The sequence below is a fragment of the Streptomyces sp. enrichment culture genome (genome assembly GCF_964273255.1).
In the GTDB taxonomy this organism is placed as follows: Bacteria; Actinomycetota; Actinomycetes; order Streptomycetales; family Streptomycetaceae; genus Streptomyces.
Genome location: NZ_OZ186835.1, coordinates 3,077,819 through 3,096,328 on the forward strand (window position 1 = coordinate 3,077,819; position 18,510 = coordinate 3,096,328).

Consider the following 18,510-nt stretch of genomic DNA (forward strand, 5'->3'; position numbering starts at 1 on the left):
CCCGCCCGTCCGTCCCGCTCAGAAGTGGTACTCGTCCCCGGTGTCCAGCACCAGGACCCGTTGCCGGTCGTTCAGCCGGTTGCGGTCGAGCGCGCCGCCGCTCCACACGGTGTCCACGTCGACGTACACCTCCGACGGCGCCCCCTCCAGCCGCACCCGCAGCCCGATCCGCTCCCCCACACCGTCCACGGGCAGCGCACCCGTGCGGCACAGCACCGCCTGCCCGCCCGACCGGGCGCAGCCCGCCGGCAGCTCCGGCTGCTCGTCGGCGAGCGGCTCCGACCACTGGAGCCGCACCGTGGCGTCGGCGACGGCCGACGGCCCGTGGTTCACCGGCACCAGCCGCACGTCGGTCTCCCCCGCGACCAGTGTCGCGACGCCGTGGTACGCCAGGTCGGCCTCGGCACGGTCCAGCGCTGCCGCCCCGGAGGCCGTACCGGCGGTCAGCGCGAGGACCGCCGCCCCCGCCCCGAGCACGCGCGCCGCCCGCCGCCCCGCTCCCGGGGCCCCGGCCCTCACCCGCGCCCAGCGCCGCCCCGCACCGCCGCGCTCCCGAACGTTCCGCTGCCGCCCGACCGGATTCCGCATGCCGCCACCCGCTCCCGCTCCGCATCGCACCGACTCACCGTGATCGTGTGGATGTATCCCCCGCGCCGCCCCGCACAGGCGCCGTCCAACAGGTGACACCCGCCCCCGAAGGACGCCGGAAACGGCCCGCCGGACACCCGGAGGGGCCCACCGTGCCGCGTGCGAAGCTGACCCCATGCTGATCCTCCGCTCCGCCGCCCTGTTCGCCCTCGCCGCCGTCCTGGAGATCGGCGGCGCCTGGCTGGTCTGGCAGGGCGTACGGGAACAGCGCGGGTGGATGTGGGCCACCGGCGGCGTCCTCGCCCTCGGCGCGTACGGCTTCGTCGCCACCTTCCAGCCCGACGCCCACTTCGGTCGCGTCCTCGCCGCCTACGGCGGGATCTTCGTCGCCGGGTCGATCCTCTGGGGCGCGCTCGCGGACGGCTACCGCCCGGACCGGTACGACATCACCGGCGCCCTGATCTGCCTCGCCGGGATGGCCGTCATCATGTGGGCGCCCCGCAACGGGGGGTGAGCCACCGGGGTGACCGACCGGAGGGAGCCACCGGAGCCGGGCCGCCCGCTCCGCCCGCGGTGCCGCGCAGGCAACCGCACGCAGCCGCGCGCAACCGCGTGCCTCCTGGCCGAGCCCCTTGCCGGCCGCCGCCGCCCCCGCCCGTACCCGCAGACCCCGTCTACGCTGGGCGCCGACCACCCGCACCGGCCGGGTGAGCCCCGGCCCGGCCTTGCCGCGCCGGGCCTGCCGTCCGGCCCGGCCCGTCCCGACCGAGGAGCGCCCATGCCCAGCCCCGCCGCCGTACCGCCCGCCGCCTCGCGGATCGCCGTCGTCACCGGGGCGAGCAGCGGCATCGGGGCCGCCACGGCGCGCGGGCTGGCCGAGGCCGGGTACCGCGTCGTCCTCACGGCGCGCCGCAAGGACCGCATCGAGGCGCTCGCCGAGGAGCTGACCGCGGCCGGCCACTCGGCGACGGCGTATCCGCTGGACGTCACCGACCGTGCCGCGGTCGACGATTTCGCGACCGCCTTCCGGACCGTGGGCGTGCTGGTCAACAACGCCGGCGGCGCGCTGGGCGCCGACCCGGTGGCGACCGGCGACCCGGACGACTGGCGCCGGATGTACGAGACGAACGTCATCGGCACCCTCCACCTCACCCAGGCGCTGCTGCCCAAGCTGGAGGCGAGCGGCGACGGCACCGTGGTGATCGTGTCCTCCACGGCGGGCTTCGCCACCTACGAGGGCGGCGCGGGCTACGTGGCGGCCAAGCACGCCGAGCACGTCCTCGCCGAGACGCTGCGCCTGGAGATCGTCGGCCGACCGGTGCGCGTCGTCGAGATCGCGCCCGGCATGGTGAAGACCGACGAGTTCGCGCTCACCCGCTTCGGCGGGGACACCGAGAAGGCCGCCAAGGTCTACGAGGGCGTCGCCGAACCCCTGACCGCCGCCGATGTGGCCGACACCATCACCTGGGCGGTCACCCGGCCCAGCCACGTCAACATCGACCTGCTGGTGGTCCGCCCCCGTGCGCAGGCGTCCAACACCAAGGTCCACCGCGAGCGCCCCTGACCCGCCTCGTCCCGGCACGGGCACGACACCGGGGCGGGGTCACGGGCCGGGCGGCCCCCCGCGCCACCCGGCCCCTGACCCCGCCCCTTCCTGACGCTTCGCCATCGCCCTCCTGACGCCTCGTCAGCGTTCACTTGACACCTCGTCAACCCTTCACGCACACCACCTGCTTGAGCTTGGCGACGACCTCCACCAGGTCCCGCTGCTGATCGATGACCTGCTCGATCGGCTTGTAGGCGCCCGGGATCTCGTCCACGACGCCGGAGTCCTTGCGGCACTCCACGCCCCGCGTCTGCTCCTCCAGGTCCTTGGTGGAGAAGCGCCGCTTGGCCGCGTTGCGGCTCATCCGGCGGCCGGCGCCGTGGGACGCCGAGTTGAAGGACCGGGCGTTGCCGAGGCCCTTGACGATGTACGAGCCGGTGCCCATGGAGCCCGGGATGATCCCGTACTCGCCGGAGCCCGCGCGGATCGCGCCCTTGCGGGTGACGAGCAGGTCCATGCCGTCGTAGCGCTCCTCGGCCACGTAGTTGTGGTGCGCGCTGATCTCCTGCTCGAAGACCGGCTTGGCCTTCTTGAACTCCTTGCGGACCACGTCCTTCAGGAGCGCCATCATGATGGAACGGTTGTACTTCGCGTACTCCTGCGCCCAGAACAGGTCGTTGCGGTAGGCCGCCATCTGCGGGGTGTCCGCCACGAAGACGGCGAGGTCGCGGTCGACCAGGTCCTGGTTGTGCGGCAGCTTCTGCGCGATGCCGATGTGGTGCTCGGCGAGTTCCTTGCCGATGTTGCGGGAGCCGGAGTGCAGCATCAGCCAGACGGCGCCCTCCGTGTCCGTGCACACCTCGACGAAGTGGTTGCCGCCGCCGAGCGTGCCCATCTGCTTGGTGGCGCGCTCCTGACGGAAGCGCACCGCGTCCGCGACGCCCCCGAAGCGGCTCCAGAAGTCGTCCCACCCGCCGGTCGCGAAGCCGTGCAGCCGGCCCGGGTCGACGGCCGTGTCGTGCATGCCGCGGCCCACCGGGATGGCCTGCTCGATCTTGGACCGGAGACGGGACAGGTCGCCGGGCAGGTCGTTGGCGGTGAGGGAGGTCCGCACCGCCGACATCCCGCAGCCGATGTCCACCCCGACCGCCGCCGGGCACACCGCACCGCGCATGGCGATGACCGACCCGACCGTCGCGCCCTTGCCGTAGTGCACGTCGGGCATCACGGCGAGCCCCTTGATCCAGGGCAGGGTGGCGACGTTCCGCAGCTGCTGGAGCGCACCCTCCTCCACCGTCGCGGGGTCCGCCCACATCCGGATCGGTACCTTCGCACCCGGCAGTTCCACATACGACATGTCGCCCTCATTCCCCCGGATCACCACAGAAGCATCGAAACGCAAAACCGGCGCCAAGGTCACGGAAATGGGATGCCGGACCGGCGTTCACGGCAGTGCGTGCGATACACATTGTCTCCAGCGGACACCCCGGCCCGGCAACCGAAATACCGGCGGGGACACCGCGAGGCAAGGCGGGCACCGGCCCGCGCCACCCACCCGAGAGGAGCCCGACCGTGCAGCGCAGGGCGTACGTATCCGGCGCCGCCGCACTCCTCGCGGCCCTGCTGGCCGGGTGCACCGGCGGCTCGGGCGACGGGGCGCAGTCCGACAACTCCAACCCCGGTCAACCGGGCACCGCGTCGCAGGCGGCACAGCCGGGCCGGTACGCCACGCTGCCCGAGCCGTGCGGCACGGTCGGCGACAAGGCGCTGGAGGAACTGCTGCCGGGGCTGCGCGAGTTGACCGACGAGGCGCAGCGGCGGAAGGCGTACGCGGGCGAGGCGACGCTGACCTACGACACCGACCGCAAGGTGGGCTGCCGCTGGAAGGTGGAGTCCGCGAACGCCACGGACCACCTGCTGGTCGACTTCGAGCGGATCGTCTCGTACGACAACAGCGTCAGCGACGACAGCCAGGCCGAGACGCTCTTCGCGTCGAGGCGGTCCGCGGCCCGGCTTCCGGAGCCGTCGGCCACCGGGTCCGGCACGGCCGGCACCGGCGCGCCGGAGGCCCCGGACCCGTCCTCCTCCCCTTCCTCCGCCGCGTCCTCGCCCGCCGAGCCCTCCGACTCCTCCGATGCGTCCGGCTCGTCCGATGCCTCCGGCTCGTCACCGTCCTCCTCCTCGTCCCCGTCCTCGGACTCGGACTCGTCCCCGTCCTCGTCGGGTTCGTCCTCCGCGGCGTCCGACGCCGACCTGCGGCCGCGGGTGCTGGAGGACCTGGGCGACGAGGCGTTCCTCGACGACGTGCTGAGCAGCTCCGGTTCGACGGCCAAGGAGCGGACGGTGACTGTGGCGTTCCGCACGTCCAACGTCATCGTGACCATCCAGTACGCCGAGCAGCCCGCCGCCGTCGGCGTGGAGCCGGACAGCGAGGAAATGCAGGACAGGGCCCGGGAACTGGCCTCCCGGCTGGCCGAGTCACTGGGCGGCTGAGGCCCGTTCGGGCCCTCTTCACCGCACGGCGCGAACCCCGTGAAGCAGGACCGCGCGGGAGACATACCGCGTACCGTGACCCCTCGGACCCGATCCGGACCGGACCGCAGGGAACACGAGCGTCATGAGTGAAGGAACCATGCAGCGACGAGTACAGCGAGACCAGCACGGCCTGGGAGGAGCACCCACGGCGTCCAGGCGGAGCGGGAGAGCACGCCTCTCCCGGGGCCTGGTCGTCGCCGCGGCCGTCCCCGCGATGCTGGTCGCCGCCGGCTGCTCCTCGGACTCCGGCTCCGACGGCGGCACGGACCCGAAGGTGTCCGACGCCTCCGCGTCGGCGTCCGCCTCCCCGTCCCCGACGGTGCGGCCGGCGGTGTTCGGGCAGCTGCCCGAGGACGCCTGCAAGGTCCTGTCGAAGAAGACCCTCAAGGACCTGGTGCCCGAGGCCGAGGGCGGCAAGGAGGGCACGTCGGACGACATCGCGAAGCGGACCAGCTGCTCCTGGGACAGCCTGGACAGCAACGGCGTCAAGGGCTCGCAGTACCGCTGGCTGAACGTCTCGCTGCTGCGCTACGACTCGGACGTCACGCGCGGCGCCGGCGACGAACTCGCCGGGAAGTACTACGACAAGCAGGTCGAGGACGCGCAGGGCACCGAGGGCGCGAAGGGTGTCAAGGCCGAGCCGGTCGAGGGCCTGGGCGACGAGGCGACCGCCGTGCACTACGAGCTGAAGAAGAAGGAAGGCACCTTCCAGCAGCAGACGGTCGTGGTGCGCACCGAGAACGTGGTGGTGACCGTCGACTACAACGGGGCCGGTTTCGCCGGGGACAAGACGCCGGACGCCGACGGTCTGATGAAGAAGGCGAAGAAGGCCGCCGAGGACGCGGTCGCCTCGGTGGTGGAGGCCAACGGCAAGGACGGGTCGGCGTCGCCGTCCCCGTCCGGGTCCACCAGCCCGTCCGGGTCGTCGTCCTCCTCGAAGGCGTCCGGCAAGGACTGAGCCGGGGCACGGCAGGGCGCGGCAGGGGCACGGCAGGCGCAGCGCGGGCACGGCCCGCGGCGGTGTTCCGGAGCCTGCCGGAGCCCTGCCCGGAACGCGGCCGGGGCCCCCGTCCGCGCCCCGGTCAGGGACCCTGTCCCGTGAGGGATCCCACGACGAAACGGAACCGGCCACCCGTCTCCCGCACACATGTGCCACTCTGTTGCGCGCAACAAGACGCAAAGGGAGGGGAGTACCGGTGGCCGCGCCAATGCAGCTGACACGGACGCACCGCATACTCATCGGCGTGGTCGTCACCGGTGCGGTCATCATCGCCGGCATCGGCTTCGCCGGTTCGTACGCGGCGGTCCGTGAGCTGGCCCTGAAGAAGGGCTTCGGGGACTTCAGTTACGTTTTCCCCATCGGTATCGACGCCGGTATCTGTGTCCTGCTCGCCCTGGACCTGCTGCTGACGTGGATCCGCATCCCGTTCCCGCTGCTGCGGCAGACGGCGTGGCTGCTGACGGCCGCCACCATCGCCTTCAACGGCGCGGCGGCCTGGCCGGATCCGCTGGGCGTGGGCATGCACGGCGTCATCCCGGTGCTGTTCGTGGTCTCGGTGGAGGCCGCGCGGCACGCGATCGGCCGGATCGCCGACATCACGGCCGACAAGCACATGGAGGGCGTGCGCCTCACCCGGTGGATGCTGTCGCCGGTGCCCACCTTCCTGCTCTGGCGCCGGATGAAGCTGTGGGAGCTGCGCTCCTACGACCAGGTGATCAAGCTGGAGCAGGAGCGGCTGGTGTACCAGGCGCGGCTGCGGTCGCGCTTCGGCCGCGCCTGGCGCCGCAAGGCACCGGTGGAGTCGCTGATGCCGCTGCGGCTCGCCAAGTACGGTGTCCCGCTCGCCGACACCGCCCCGGCGGGCCTGGCGGCGGCCGGCATCGAACCGGCGCTGATCCCGCCGGCGCCCCGCGCGGAGGCGGCCGAGGTCGGCCGGCCCGCGTCCCCGGCGGAGGTGGGCGCTGCGCCGGCCCCCGGCGAGCAGCGGCTGCAGCTGGAGGGCCACCGCGCGGGCGGGCGGCCGGGTGGCGCCGGCGAGGAGGCGTACGCCGGGCGGGCGGCCCCGGCCGGGAACGCACCGGCCCGGCCCGGCACCCCGTACGGCCCCGGCCCCGGCCCCGGCACCCCGTACGGCCCCGGCCCCGGCGGCCCCCAGGGCCCCGACGGCGGGGCGGGTCCCGACGGCGAGGACCAGAGCCCCTGGTTCAACACCCCCCGGCACGTCGAGTACCAGGGCGGCTACGACCCGACGTACGACCCGGCCGAGCAGTACGCCCAGTGGTACGAGGAGCAGCAGCAGGCCGACCAGTACCGCGACCAGTACGAGGAGGAGCCCCCGCTCCAGGAGCCCTCGCCGGAGGAGACCGGCAGCTTCCCCATCCCCGTCGTGCCGGGCGGGCGCACCCGTGAGCTGGGCGAGGGCGGCGGCCCGCAGCAGTTCCGGCAACAGGGCCAGGACCAGGGTCAGGACCAGGCCCGTCAGCCCCAGGGGCCCCAGCAGGGGCAGGAGCCGCAGGAGCCCGACGAGGAGGGCTTCTACCAGGTCTTCAAGCAGTCGATCAACGACAGCTTCCCCACCCCGCGCGAGTTCGGCGAGAACATCGAGGCGACGTACGGCACGTCCCTCCCCGACGCCGAGGCCAAGCGCATGGTCACCCGCTTCTCCAACCGCTTCAACGCGGAACTGGAGGAGAACCACATCGCCTGACCCGCACCACCCGTGACAGAAAGAGGGGGCGCCCGGTACTCACCGGGCGCCCCCTCCTCGTCGTACGACGGACCGGGGTCCTGCCGCTCCCGCTACTCCCCGAGCAGCGCCCGCACCCGCTCCTGACCCACCGCGAGCAGCAGCGTGGGCAGGCGCGGGCCGGTGTCGCGGCCCACGAGCAGGTGGTAGAGCAGCGCGAAGAACGACCGCTGGGCCGTCTTGATCTCCGGCGGCAGCTCCTTCGGCGTGGCGTCGGCGGAGAACCCGGCCTGGACCTTCGGCACCCCGTAGACGAGGTGGGTCAGGCCGTCCAGGGACCAGTGGTCGGCCAGGCCGTCGAGCAGCAGCCGCAGGGACTGCCGGGCCTGCTCGTCGAGCGACTTCAGCAGCTCGCCGTCCGGCTCCGCCCGGACGATGGTGCGCTGGTCGGCGGGGACGTGCGTGTTGATCCACTCCTCGGCCCGGTCGTAGCGCGGGCGGGCCTCGTCGAGGGAGGCCAGCGGGCGGGCCGGGTCGAGGTCGTTGAGGATGCGCAGCGCCTGGTCCGCGTGGCCGGCGGTGATGTCGGCGACGGAGGCCAGCGTGCGGTACGGCAGCGGACGCGGCGTCCGGGGCAGCTCACCGGCGGCGGTGCCGACGGCGCGGGCGTGCGCGGCGACGTCGCCCGGCAGCGCGGTCCCCTCGGCGACCTTGGCGTCGAGCCGGTCCCACTCGTCGTAGAGACGCTGGATCTCCTGGTCGAAGGCGATCTTGAAGGACTGGTTGGGCTTGCGCCGGGCGTACAGCCAGCGCAGCAGCTGCGGTTCCATGATCTTCAGCGCGTCGGCCGGGGTGGGCACGCCGCCCTTGGAGGACGACATCTTGGCCATGCCGCTGATGCCGACGAAGGCGTACATCGGGCCGATGGGCTGCCGGCCGCCGAAGATCCCGACGATCTGGCCGCCCACCTGGAAGGAGGAGCCCGGCGAGGAGTGGTCCACGCCGCTGGGCTCGAAGATCACGCCCTCGTAGGCCCAGCGCATGGGCCAGTCGACCTTCCACACCAGCTTGCCGCGGTTGAACTCGCTGAGCCGGACGGTCTCCGAGAAGCCGCACGCGGTGCAGGCGTAGGTCAGCTCGGTGGACGCGTCGTCGTAGGCGGTGACGGTGGTGAGATCCTTGCCGCAGTTGCCGCAGTACGGCTTGTACGGGAAGTAGCCCGCGGAACCGGAGCTGCCGTCGTCCTCGGCGGCGGCGCCGGAGCCCTCGGCGGCCTCCAGTTCGGCCTCGTCGACCGGCTTCTGCTGCTGCTTCTTCGGCGGCGCCTTCTTGGTGCGGTACTGGTCGAGGATGGCGTCGATGTCCCCGCGGTGCTTCATGGCGTGCAGGATCTGCTCGCGGTAGGCGCCCGAGGTGTACTGCTCGGTCTGGCTGATGCCGTCGAACTCCACGCCCAGCGCGGCGAGCGACTCGACCATCGCGGCCTTGAAGTGCTCCGCCCAGTTCGGGTGCGCGGAGCCCTTCGGCGCGGGCACCGAGGTCAGCGGCTTCCCGATGTGCTCGGCCCACGTCTCGTCGACGCCCGGGACACCGGCCGGGACCTTGCGGTACCGGTCGTAGTCGTCCCAGGAGATCAGGTGCCGGACCTCGCGGCCCCGGCGGCGGATCTCGTCGGCGACGAGGTGCGGGGTCATGACCTCCCGCAGGTTCCCCAGGTGGATCGGGCCCGACGGGGAGAGCCCGGACGCGACGACGACCGGTTTGCCCGGGGCCCGACGCTCCGACTCGGCGATGACGTCATCCGCGAAACGGGAGACCCAGTCGGTGGTCTCGGTGCTCTGAGCCACGATCGGCACGTCCTCTTTCCTGGGGTTCTTCTGGTGGTTCCGGTGGTTCTGGTGATTCCTGGAGCTTCCCGGAGGTTCCTGGCGCTTCTCCCGGGCCGGCCCGTACGTCGCACGGCCGGCCGCCCCATTCTCCCAGGACGGCCCGCATCCGCGAAAACCGCTTTTCACCGCGTGGGATACTCGGCTCTCGTAGTGTCATCGAACCCGAGCAGAACGGCAGCCTCCATGGCCTCGGTCACGTCCCTCACCGACTCCGTCCAGCAGCAGCTCGCGTCCGCCCTCACGGCCACCCGGCCGGAGGCCGCCGGCGCCGACCCGCTGCTGCGACGAAGCGACCGGGCGGACTTCCAGGCCAACGGCATCCTCGCCCTCGCCAAGAAGGCGAAGGCGAACCCGCGGGAGCTGGCGGCCGAGGTCGTCGGGCGGATCACCACCGGCGACCTGATCAAGGACGTCGAGGTGTCCGGCCCCGGCTTCCTCAACATCACGCTCGCCGACCGGGCGATCACCGAGAACCTCGCCGCGCGGCTCGCGGACGGCGAGCGCCTCGGCGTGCCGCTGAAGGAGAAGCCGGGCATCACGGTCGTCGACTACGCCCAGCCGAACGTGGCGAAGGAGATGCACGTCGGCCACCTGCGCTCCGCGGTCATCGGCGACGCCCTGCGCGGCATGCTCGACTTCACCGGCGAGAAGACCATCGGCCGGCACCACATCGGCGACTGGGGCACCCAGTTCGGCATGCTCATCCAGTACCTGTTCGAGCACCCCGGCGAGCTGGCCCCCGCGGGCGAGGTCGACGGCGAGCAGGCCATGAGCAACCTGAACCGCGTGTACAAGGCGTCGCGTGCGCTGTTCGACGCGGACGAGGACTTCAAGGAGCGGGCCCGCAAGCGGGTCGTCGCCCTCCAGTCCGGCGACAAGGAAACCCTCGGACTGTGGCAGCAGTTCGTCGACGAGTCGAAGGTCTACTTCTACTCCGTCTTCGAGAAGCTGGACATGGAGATCCGCGACGAGGAGATCGTCGGCGAGTCCGCGTACAACGAGGGCATGCCCGAGACCGCCCGGCTCCTGGAGGAGAGGGGCGTCGCGGTGCGCTCCGAGGGCGCGCTCGTGGTGTTCTTCGACGACATCCGCGGCAAGGACGACCAGCCGGTCCCGCTGATCGTGCAGAAGGCCGACGGCGGCTTCGGCTACGCGGCCTCCGACCTGACCGCGATCCGCAACCGCGTCCAGGACCTGCACGCCACCACGCTGCTGTACGTCGTCGACGTGCGCCAGTCGCTGCACTTCAAGATGGTCTTCGAGACCGCCCGCCGGGCCGGCTGGCTCAGCGACGGCGTCACCGCGCACAACATGGGCTACGGTACGGTGCTCGGCGCGGACGGCAAGCCCTTCAAGACCCGTGAGGGCGAGACGGTCCGGCTGGAGGACCTGCTGGACGAGGCCGTGCAGCGGGCCGCCGAAGTCGTGCGGGAGAAGGCGCGGGACCTCACCGAGGACGAGATCCAGGAGCGGGCCGCGCAGGTCGGCATCGGCGCCGTGAAGTACGCCGACCTGTCGACGTCCCCGAACCGCGACTACAAGTTCGACCTCGACCAGATGGTCTCGCTGAACGGCGACACCAGCGTCTACCTCCAGTACGCCTACGCCCGCATCCAGTCCATCCTCCGCAAGGCCGGCGACGTCCGCCCGGCCGCCCACCCGGAGCTGGAGCTGCACCAGGCCGAGCGCGCACTGGGCCTGCACCTGGACGCCTTCGGCGACACGGTCTTCGAGGCCGCCGCGGAGTACGCCCCGCACAAGCTGGCCGCGTACCTGTACCAGCTGGCCTCGCTGTACACGGCGTTCTACGACAAGTGCCCGGTGCTGAAGGCCGATTCGCCGGAACAGGTCGCCAACCGCCTGTTCCTGTGCGACCTCACGGCCCGCACGCTCCACCGCGGCATGGCCCTGCTGGGCATCCGCACGCCCGAGCGGCTCTGACACCTGCACCGGACCACGGCGCGCACGAGCGGCCCGCACGCCCACCGGGGGGTGCGGGCCGCTCGGGCGACTACTACGTCGTTGTCAATGAGGGGTCAATGAGGGTTCGTCCGGGTCCCGCGTCTCGGTCAAGTCCCTGACTGTGAATTACTGAGCACATCCCAGCCGCTCGGCCGCCCCCGCGTCCTGGGTGCGGCCGAGCGGCTGTCCATGCCTGAGGAACCCCCCATGCCCCTGCATTATCAGTCCTGCACCTTCCGCTACACCTCAAGATCACGCCCAGTTCTCGATCAGCTCGACTTGAACTTCGCACCTGGCCACACCGTCCTGCTTGGCCCGAACGGTGCGGGAAAGAGCACGTTGCTGACGCTGGGCGCCAGCGCCGCCGCCCCCCAGCAGGGCCGGGTTCTCTTCGGGAACCTTGACCTTGCCGATCGCAGGCATGTTCAGACCTACCGGCACAAGGTGTCCTGGCTGCCGCAACGCCCAGGGTTCCTTCCTGGGATGACCTGCCGGGAGCACGTGGCGTACGTGGGCTGGCTCAAGGGCATGCGCGAGCGCGACGCGTGGAACGCCGCGCCGGAGGCCATCGAACGCGTCGGTCTTACCGACAAGATGAACCACAAGGTCAAGACACTGTCTGGCGGGCAGCGCCAGCGCATCGCCATCGCGCAGGCCTTCGTCCACAACGCCGAGATTCTCCTCCTCGACGAACCCACCGTCGGGCTCGACCCGCACCAGCGCCGCCGCTTCCTCGACCTGCTGATCTCTCTGCGCGGCACGGTCCACGTCATCGTCTCCACCCACGACATCGGGGACCTGGACCAGGCTTTCGACACCGTGGTCGTCCTTGAGGCAGGCCGCCCCCGCTTCCAGGGGACCGTCAAGGAGTTCGCCGGCCATGCCGCGCCGGACTGCGCTCCGGGCCGCCAGCTGGAGAGCGCCTACGCGACACTCCTGGAGGCAGCCGAATGAACCTCACGTGGGCGAACCTGCGCTCCTCGGCTGCCCTGTGGCTCCTTCTGCCCGCTCTGTTCTACGTCGGCCTGTACATCGGGGACGTCACCTACACCGTCCCCTCCCACTACGGCGTCGAGACAGGAGAGATGGCCGCCTTCGCCATGGCCGTCATCGCTCCGGCGGCGGCCGCAGCCACCGCCTGGGAGGCGGGCAGGCACCGGCAGCTGGGCTCCATCGGGCTGACGAGCCCGCGTAACCCCTTCGTACAGCTCTTCCGAGCCGCCATCCCTGCCCTGATTCTCCACCTCGTACTGGCCGTCGGGGCCCTGGTCGCCGCACACAACGCGACCGAGGCATGGCCCAGCGGGGCCGGATGGCTCGCCGTTGCCCACCTCCTGGTCCTGCCGCTGGGATGGACCGCCATCGGCTGGCGCATAGGCTGGGCACTCCCCCGCAGCCTCGCGGCTCCCCTCGTGGCCATCGGCTGCTGGGCCTGGCTCGCCATGCCGCACGCCATCGCCAATCCCTCACTACGGCACCTGGGCGGCTTCATCGACGGCGGCTCCACCGTCACCGATATCCGTGACCCGGCCGTCTATTTCATCCCCTGGAGTGTCGTCGCCGGCCTGGCCGTCGGTACATGGCTGATGACCAGCCCCCAACGGCGCGGTCCCAAGGCCACAATCGGCGCTGTCACGGCTGCGGCAGCCCTCATGGCCGGCTACCTCGTGGTGACTGACTGGGGATACCGGGCCCCGACCCACCCGCGTGATGTTTCCCTGACCTGTACCGGAGACGCCCCCAAGGTGTGCGTGCCGCCGGAACACCAGTCGTACGCCGAGCAGCTGCACCAGGACGCCCAAGGGCCGATCAACCGTCTGAAGGCAGCAGGCATCCCCGCTCCCCGAGAGCTACGGCTCACCTCCGTCAGTACCCCGCTCGAGCCCGGCGTCTGGCCCCTTTACTGGTCGCTTCCCGCCCTGCATGAGCAAGCCGCGCAGGACCGGTTCAAAGCCGATCTCGCCGAATCCGCAGTAGCCGGTGTGGCCGCCGACGCCGGCGTGCGCGACTGCCGTCAGCCCGGCTCGCTGGCAGCCGCCTGGGCCGCCCTCGCCATCGGGGTCGATGCAAACTCCATCCAGCAGACGTTGCTTCCCGCCCACTGGACAGCACTCCAGAAGGTCCGCCACATGCCCGCAGCGGACCAGGCACGCTGGTTCACCCAGAAGGCCACCAGCCAAGAGCACTGCGTCCAGGTGGGCACATGAACTGCTACGCGATCACGGTGCGCCGCTGGTGGGCCGTTCCCGGCGCCCTCGTTCTGCTCGTCCTGCTCTGCCTGGCAGCAGGCGCGAGCGAGGTCCCCGTCCCCAGCCTGGCTGGGGGTATGGTCGGTGCCCGGCTTGAGTACTTCACGCCCGTCCTGGTCGTCATCGCCGTCATGTACTGCATGGACCGACGGCTCCGGGAAACGGAGCGGACAGCAGTGATACCGGTCTGGCGCCTCGATCGGGGCGCGGTCATCCTCACCGTCGCTCTCGCGCACGGGGCCGGGGCACTGGTAGGGATGGACGTCGCCCGTAACCTCACCCTCCTCCTCGCCCTCGCTCTCCTTGTGCGACGCGCCGTCAACGAAGCAGCCGCGGCAGGTGCCGCGATGGCACTCCTCATCGGGACCCTGGTCACCGGACGCACCTACGAGCCCGGCGGCTCCTCGACGCACACCTGGTGGGCGCTGCCCCTGTACCCGGCCGGCAGCGCGCCGGCATGGCTGATCACCATCGCCGTATTCGCCCTCGCCCTGCTCATGACCAACAGTCGCGACTGAGGGTCACCGAGACGTGCCGGCGGCAATTGAACACAGCTGTCGCCGACACCGGGGAAGTCCGACAGGCAGCGCATCTGATGATCAAAGAGGCGCCTGGTGAGCAGCTCTCCACCAGCGGCCGGTCCATGAGCGGCTGCACCACCGTGAGCTCGCTGACCGTGACGTACTGGCAGCAGTCGAGGGAGGACGCCCTCACCTACTGAACGCGCTCCGACCACCGACCGTGCTGCGGCCACCGCCCCTGCTGCAGCTACCGACCCTGCTGCGGCTGCTACCGACCGCGCTCCAGCATCCGGGCCGCCTCGACGGCCCAGTACGTGAGGATGTTCTGCGCCCCGGCCCGCTTGATGCCGGTCAGCGACTCCAGGACGGCCCGGTCGCGGTCGATCCAGCCCTTCTCGGCGGCGGCCTCGATCATCGAGTACTCGCCCGAGATCTGGTAGGCGGCGACCGGCACGTCCACCGTGTCGGCGACCCGGGCCAGGATGTCGAGGTAGGGCCCGGCCGGCTTGACCATGACCATGTCGGCGCCCTCTTCGAGGTCCAGCGCCAGCTCGCGCATCGACTCGCGCACGTTGGCCGGGTCCTGCTGGTACGTCTTGCGGTCACCGCGCAGGGAGGACCCGACGGCCTCGCGGAACGGGCCGTAGAAGGCGGACGCGTACTTCGCGGTGTAGGCGAGGATCGCCACGTCCTCCCGGCCGATCTGGTCCAGGGCGTCGCGGATGACCCCGATCTGGCCGTCCATCATCCCGCTGGGGCCCACCACATGGGCCCCGGCGTCGGCCTGGACCTGCGCCATCTCGGCGTACCGCTCGAGCGTGGCGTCGTTGTCGACCCGCCCCTGCTCGTCCAGCACCCCGCAGTGCCCGTGGTCGGTGGTCTCGTCCAGGCACAGGTCGGACATGACGAGCAGCTCGTCCCCCACCTCGGCCCGCACGTCCCGCAGGGCCACCTGGAGAATCCCGTCCGGGTCGGTCCCGGGCGTGCCCACGGCGTCCTTCTTGGACTCCTCCGGCACCCCGAACAGCATGATCCCGGAAACCCCGGCCGCCACGGCCTCCGCCGCCGCCTTCTTCAGGCTGTCCCGCGTGTGCTGCACGACCCCCGGCATCGCCGCGATCGGCACCGGCTCGCTCACGCCCTCGCGCACGAAGGCCGGGAGGATGAAGTCGGCGGGGTGCAGCCTGGTCTCGGCGACCATCCGACGCATCGCCGGCGTGGTCCGCAGACGCCGGGGCCGAGTACCGGGAAAGGATCCGTACGTCGTCATACCACCTACGCTACGCCCGTCCCGACGGTGCCTTTACCGACGGGCAGTCGGCGGCCGGCCCCGGAGAACGCGGACGCAGCCCGGGCCACGGCGAAGCCCTCCCACGGCCCCCACGGCCGCCCCGGCCGTGCGCCCGGCCCCGCACGTCACGGGCAGCCGAGTGGCCCCGCCCGGCGGTGGTTCCTCGCCGTACGAGGGGGCGCCCCTCCCGCCCTCCCCCCGTCGCCCGCGGGGTCCCGGGCGGTGCGTCGTCCGGCTCGGCTCTGTGAACCTCTCGGCTCTTTGGACCTCTCGAAGCCTGCCTCTTTGGCTCTCCCGTCGGGTCCATCGGCGCAGCAGGCTGGAGCCACCGTCGACCTCGCGGAGGGGTTCCCTTGAGTCTCGCGTTCCTGCTGACCACCCTGGTCGTGGTGGTCACCCCCGGCACCGGGGTGGTGTACACCCTCGCCGCCGGGCTGTCCCACGGCCGCCGGACGGGCGTGGTGGCCGCGCTCGGCTGCACGCTCGGTGTCGTGCCGCACCTGGTGGCGACGGTCACCGGCCTCGCCGCGCTGCTGCACACCAGCGCCGTCGCCTACGCGGTGGTGAAGTACCTCGGCGTCGGCTACCTGCTGTACATGGCCTGGGCGACCCTGCGTGACAAGGACGCGCTCGTCGTCGAGGCGGACCCCGCGCCGGGCCCGGTGCTCCGCGTGATCTCCTCCGGGGTGCTCCTCAACCTGCTGAACCCCAAGCTGACCCTGTTCTTCGTCGCGTTCCTCCCGCAGTTCGTCCCCGCCGGCACACCCGGTTCCACCGGGCTCATGCTCCGGCTCGGCGGGGTCTTCATGGCCCTGACCTTCGTCGTCTTCGCCGTCTACGGCATGGCCGCCGCGGCCGTCCGCGACCGGCTGGCGGCCCGGCCACGCGTCATGACGGGCCTGCGCCGGGTGTTCGCCGTCTCCTTCGTGGCGCTGGGCGCGCGGATGGCGGTGGCGTGACGTGCGGTTCCGGCACGCCGAAGCGATCTGGTCCGACCACCCCGGCCTCGCCGCGGGCGCCCTCCACACCACCGGCATCGGCCCGGTGGCCGACGTCCGGCCGTACGTCGAGGAGTACACCGCCCGTGCCCGGAGCCGGCTGGCCGGCACCTCCGAGAGCCGGTTCCCCGAAGTGCTGGCCTGGCGGCGGGTCTTCACCCGGATGGGGCTGAAGCCGACGCAGTACCGGTGCGCCTCGGAGTCGCTGCTGCGGCGGCTGCGCAAGGAGGGGGCCCTGCCGAGCATCCACCCGGTGGTCGACCTGTGCAACGCGGTCTCCGTGGCGTACGCCGTCCCGGTCGCGGTGCTCGACGCCGACCGCATCCGCGGCCCGCTGCTGGAGGTGCGTCCCGCCCGGGGTGATGAGGAGTACACGACCTTCGGCGGCACCACCGAGCATCCGGCCCCCGGCGAAGTGACGTACGCGGACTCCGCCGACCGGGCGCACGCGCGCCGCTGGACCAACCGGCAGAGCGGCCACTCCGCGGTCGGCGAGCACACCCGCCGCATCCTGGTGGTGACGGAGGCCGTGCACGACGGCGGTGCGGACACCGTCGCGGAGGCACTGCGGACGATCGCCCGGGACCTCACCGCACTCTGGCCGGCCGACCCGGTCACCGCCCTCCTGACCCCCGCGCGACCGGAGTTCGTTCTCGACGAGGAGTCGCTGTCCGGCACCGGGGCGCCCTGACCCCGCGTGGCACCATGGGTACGGTGAGCGAGGTGGAAGGCACGGCGGCGGGTCCCGTACCGCCGGCGCACGGCTCCGACTTCCTGCAACTGCGTCCCGGGGACGCTCCCGCCGGCGGCAAGGCGGACTGGCTGGCGGAGCGGCTGCGGCAGGCGATCGGCGACCGCCGGCTGACCGTGGGCAGCCGGTTGCCGGCCACCCGGGTGCTCGCCGCCGAACTGCGGGTCTCCCGGGGCGTGGTCACCGAGGCGTACCGGCGGCTCGCGGAGGACGGGCACGTGGAAGGGCGCGGACGCGGCGGCACGGTGGTGGTCGCGGCGCCTCCCGCCCCCGGGCCGCCGTCCCCTCGCGGGCGAGCCGCGATGCGCTCCCCCTTCACCGGTCCGCCCGGTCCCGGCGCCTTCGACGCGCTGCGCGCCGCCGATGCCCGCATCGACCTCACCCCCGGCCGTCCCGACCTGTCCGCCTTCCCCCGCACGGCCTGGCTGCGCGCCGAACGTGCCGTGCTGGCCGAGATGTCGGCCACCGACCTCGGGTACGGCGACCCTCGCGGCGCGCCGCGGCTGCGTCGTGCCGTCTCCGGGTGGCTGGCGCGCAGTCGCGGCATCCGGGTCGAGCCGGACGGGATCCTGGTCGTCGCGGGCACCGCCCAGGCGCTCACCCTGCTGCATCCCGTACTGCTGGCGGACGGCATCACCGGTGTCGCCGTGGAGGACCCCGGCTCCCTCGGCACCCGCCAGCACCTGGGGAGCCGGGGACTGGCCACCCCGCCCGTGCCGGTCGACGCTCATGGGCTGCGCGTCGACGCACTGCGCGCCTGTGGCGCCCCGGCGGTCCTGCTCACCCCCGCCCACCAGTTCCCCACCGGCGTCGTCACGAGCGGTGAGCGCCGCCGTGAACTGCTGCGCTGGGCGGCGGACGGCGGGGTGATCCTGGAGGACGACTACGACGCCGAGCACCGCTACGACCGGCCGCCCGTGCCCGCGCTGCGCTCCCTGCTCTCCGACCGGCTGTACTACATGGGCAGCGTGTCGAAACTGCTCGCCCCCGCGCTGCGGATCGGCTGGCTGATCCCGCCGCCCCACCGCCTGGAGGCGCTCACCGGAGAGAAGCGCTTCGCGGACCTGGGCAACGCCGTCCTCCCGCAACTCGTCCTGGCCCGGCTGATGGAGTCGGGGCAACTGGAGCGGCACCTGCGGCTGCTCCGCTCCCGCCACATCCGCCGCCGTGACGCCGTGCTCGACGCCGTCGGCAGGCATCTCCCGGGCGCGGTCGTCCACGGCGCGGCGGCCGGCCTGCACCTGACGGTCACCTACCCCCAGGACGTCCCCGACACCGATCTCGCCGCCGCCGCGCTCGCCCACGGCGTGAAGTGCCACCCCCTGTCCTGGCACCGCCAACTCCCCGGCCCCCAGGGCCTGGTCCTCGGCTACGCGGCCGACCCGCCCGGCACGCTCACCGAAGGGGTGGCCCTCCTCGGGCGAGCACTGCACGAGGTGTCCGGCCGGTCCGGGGCGGGCCGTGCACCGCGCGGCCGGCCGTGACCGAGGGTG

At 72.3% G+C, this 18,510-nt stretch carries 17 protein-coding genes; 13 read left to right on the forward strand and 4 right to left on the reverse strand.

Going from position 1 to position 18,510, the window contains the following annotated elements:
* Positions 1-18: 18 nt before the first annotated feature.
* Positions 19-588, reverse strand: coding sequence for a hypothetical protein (locus ACSU53_RS13135; protein WP_437027487.1), 570 nt, complete (start codon positions 586-588; stop codon positions 19-21).
* Between the two features lie 175 nt (positions 589-763).
* Between ACSU53_RS13135 and ACSU53_RS13140 the strand changes: the two genes are divergently transcribed.
* Both ACSU53_RS13140 and ACSU53_RS13145 read left to right on the forward strand, forming a co-directional pair.
* Positions 764-1,102: a YnfA family protein gene (locus ACSU53_RS13140; RefSeq protein WP_437027488.1), complete on the forward strand. Its 339-nt coding sequence runs from the start codon at positions 764-766 to the stop codon at positions 1,100-1,102.
* Positions 1,103-1,366: 264 nt separating this feature from the next.
* Positions 1,367-2,152, forward strand: a complete 786-nt coding sequence (locus tag ACSU53_RS13145) for an SDR family NAD(P)-dependent oxidoreductase (protein WP_437027490.1) — start codon at positions 1,367-1,369, stop codon at positions 2,150-2,152.
* Positions 2,153-2,297: 145 nt separating this feature from the next.
* Here ACSU53_RS13145 and ACSU53_RS13150 read toward each other — a convergent pair whose 3' ends face one another.
* Entirely contained in the window at positions 2,298-3,491 is a 1,194-nt protein-coding gene (locus ACSU53_RS13150) for an RtcB family protein (RefSeq protein ID WP_437027492.1), read from the reverse strand.
* 215 nt (positions 3,492-3,706) lie between these two features.
* On the opposite strand from ACSU53_RS13150, the gene ACSU53_RS13155 reads away from it, so the two are divergent.
* From ACSU53_RS13155 to ACSU53_RS13165, 3 genes are all read left to right on the forward strand, one after another.
* The gene (locus tag ACSU53_RS13155) at positions 3,707-4,627 is read left to right on the forward strand and encodes a DUF3558 domain-containing protein (RefSeq protein WP_437027493.1); all 921 of its coding nucleotides are present in this window, start codon (positions 3,707-3,709) and stop codon (positions 4,625-4,627) included.
* Between the two features lie 139 nt (positions 4,628-4,766).
* Positions 4,767-5,627, forward strand: coding sequence for a DUF3558 domain-containing protein (locus ACSU53_RS13160; protein ID WP_437027495.1), 861 nt, complete (start codon positions 4,767-4,769; stop codon positions 5,625-5,627).
* A gap of 238 nt (positions 5,628-5,865) precedes the next feature.
* The gene (locus tag ACSU53_RS13165) at positions 5,866-7,377 is read left to right on the forward strand and encodes a DUF2637 domain-containing protein (RefSeq protein WP_437027496.1); all 1,512 of its coding nucleotides are present in this window, start codon (positions 5,866-5,868) and stop codon (positions 7,375-7,377) included.
* 92 nt (positions 7,378-7,469) lie between these two features.
* Here the strand turns inward: ACSU53_RS13165 and lysS are convergent, their stop codons facing one another.
* Positions 7,470-9,212 carry a lysine--tRNA ligase gene (gene lysS, locus ACSU53_RS13170; protein WP_437027497.1) on the reverse strand — a complete coding sequence of 581 codons (1,743 nt, stop codon included), beginning with the start codon at positions 9,210-9,212 and terminating at the stop codon, positions 7,470-7,472.
* 216 nt (positions 9,213-9,428) lie between these two features.
* On the opposite strand from lysS, the gene argS reads away from it, so the two are divergent.
* The 5 genes from argS to ACSU53_RS13195 all read left to right on the forward strand — a co-directional run bounded on the left by argS (position 9,429) and on the right by ACSU53_RS13195 (position 14,177).
* Entirely contained in the window at positions 9,429-11,186 is a 1,758-nt protein-coding gene (gene argS, locus ACSU53_RS13175; protein ID WP_437027499.1) for an arginine--tRNA ligase, read from the forward strand.
* A gap of 228 nt (positions 11,187-11,414) precedes the next feature.
* Positions 11,415-12,161: an ABC transporter ATP-binding protein gene (locus ACSU53_RS13180; protein ID WP_437027501.1), complete on the forward strand. Its 747-nt coding sequence runs from the start codon at positions 11,415-11,417 to the stop codon at positions 12,159-12,161.
* Entirely contained in the window at positions 12,158-13,414 is a 1,257-nt protein-coding gene (locus ACSU53_RS13185; RefSeq protein ID WP_437027503.1) for a DUF7224 domain-containing protein, read from the forward strand. Before ACSU53_RS13180 ends, ACSU53_RS13185 begins: the two co-directional genes overlap by 4 nt.
* Positions 13,411-13,974, forward strand: coding sequence for a hypothetical protein (locus ACSU53_RS13190; RefSeq protein WP_437027504.1), 564 nt, complete (start codon positions 13,411-13,413; stop codon positions 13,972-13,974). Before ACSU53_RS13185 ends, ACSU53_RS13190 begins: the two co-directional genes overlap by 4 nt.
* A gap of 77 nt (positions 13,975-14,051) precedes the next feature.
* Positions 14,052-14,177 (forward strand): hypothetical protein, encoded by a 126-nt coding sequence (locus tag ACSU53_RS13195; RefSeq protein WP_432058697.1) that lies wholly within the window; start codon positions 14,052-14,054, stop codon positions 14,175-14,177.
* Between the two features lie 68 nt (positions 14,178-14,245).
* Here the strand turns inward: ACSU53_RS13195 and hemB are convergent, their stop codons facing one another.
* On the reverse strand, positions 14,246-15,247 hold the full coding sequence (gene hemB, locus ACSU53_RS13200; RefSeq protein ID WP_437027506.1) for a porphobilinogen synthase: 1,002 nt from the start codon (positions 15,245-15,247) through the stop codon (positions 14,246-14,248).
* Between the two features lie 374 nt (positions 15,248-15,621).
* Here hemB and ACSU53_RS13205 point away from each other — a divergent pair, with 374 nt between their 5' ends.
* Genes ACSU53_RS13205 through ACSU53_RS13215 form a run of 3 tightly spaced genes read left to right on the forward strand, consistent with a single transcriptional unit; the run spans position 15,622 to position 18,501 of the window.
* Positions 15,622-16,227: a LysE family translocator gene (locus ACSU53_RS13205; protein WP_437027507.1), complete on the forward strand. Its 606-nt coding sequence runs from the start codon at positions 15,622-15,624 to the stop codon at positions 16,225-16,227.
* Between the two features lies 1 nt (position 16,228).
* The gene (locus ACSU53_RS13210; protein WP_437027509.1) at positions 16,229-16,957 is read left to right on the forward strand and encodes a B3/B4 domain-containing protein; all 729 of its coding nucleotides are present in this window, start codon (positions 16,229-16,231) and stop codon (positions 16,955-16,957) included.
* A gap of 14 nt (positions 16,958-16,971) precedes the next feature.
* Positions 16,972-18,501: a PLP-dependent aminotransferase family protein gene (locus tag ACSU53_RS13215; RefSeq protein ID WP_437027511.1), complete on the forward strand. Its 1,530-nt coding sequence runs from the start codon at positions 16,972-16,974 to the stop codon at positions 18,499-18,501.
* The last annotated feature ends 9 nt before the right edge of the window (positions 18,502-18,510 follow it).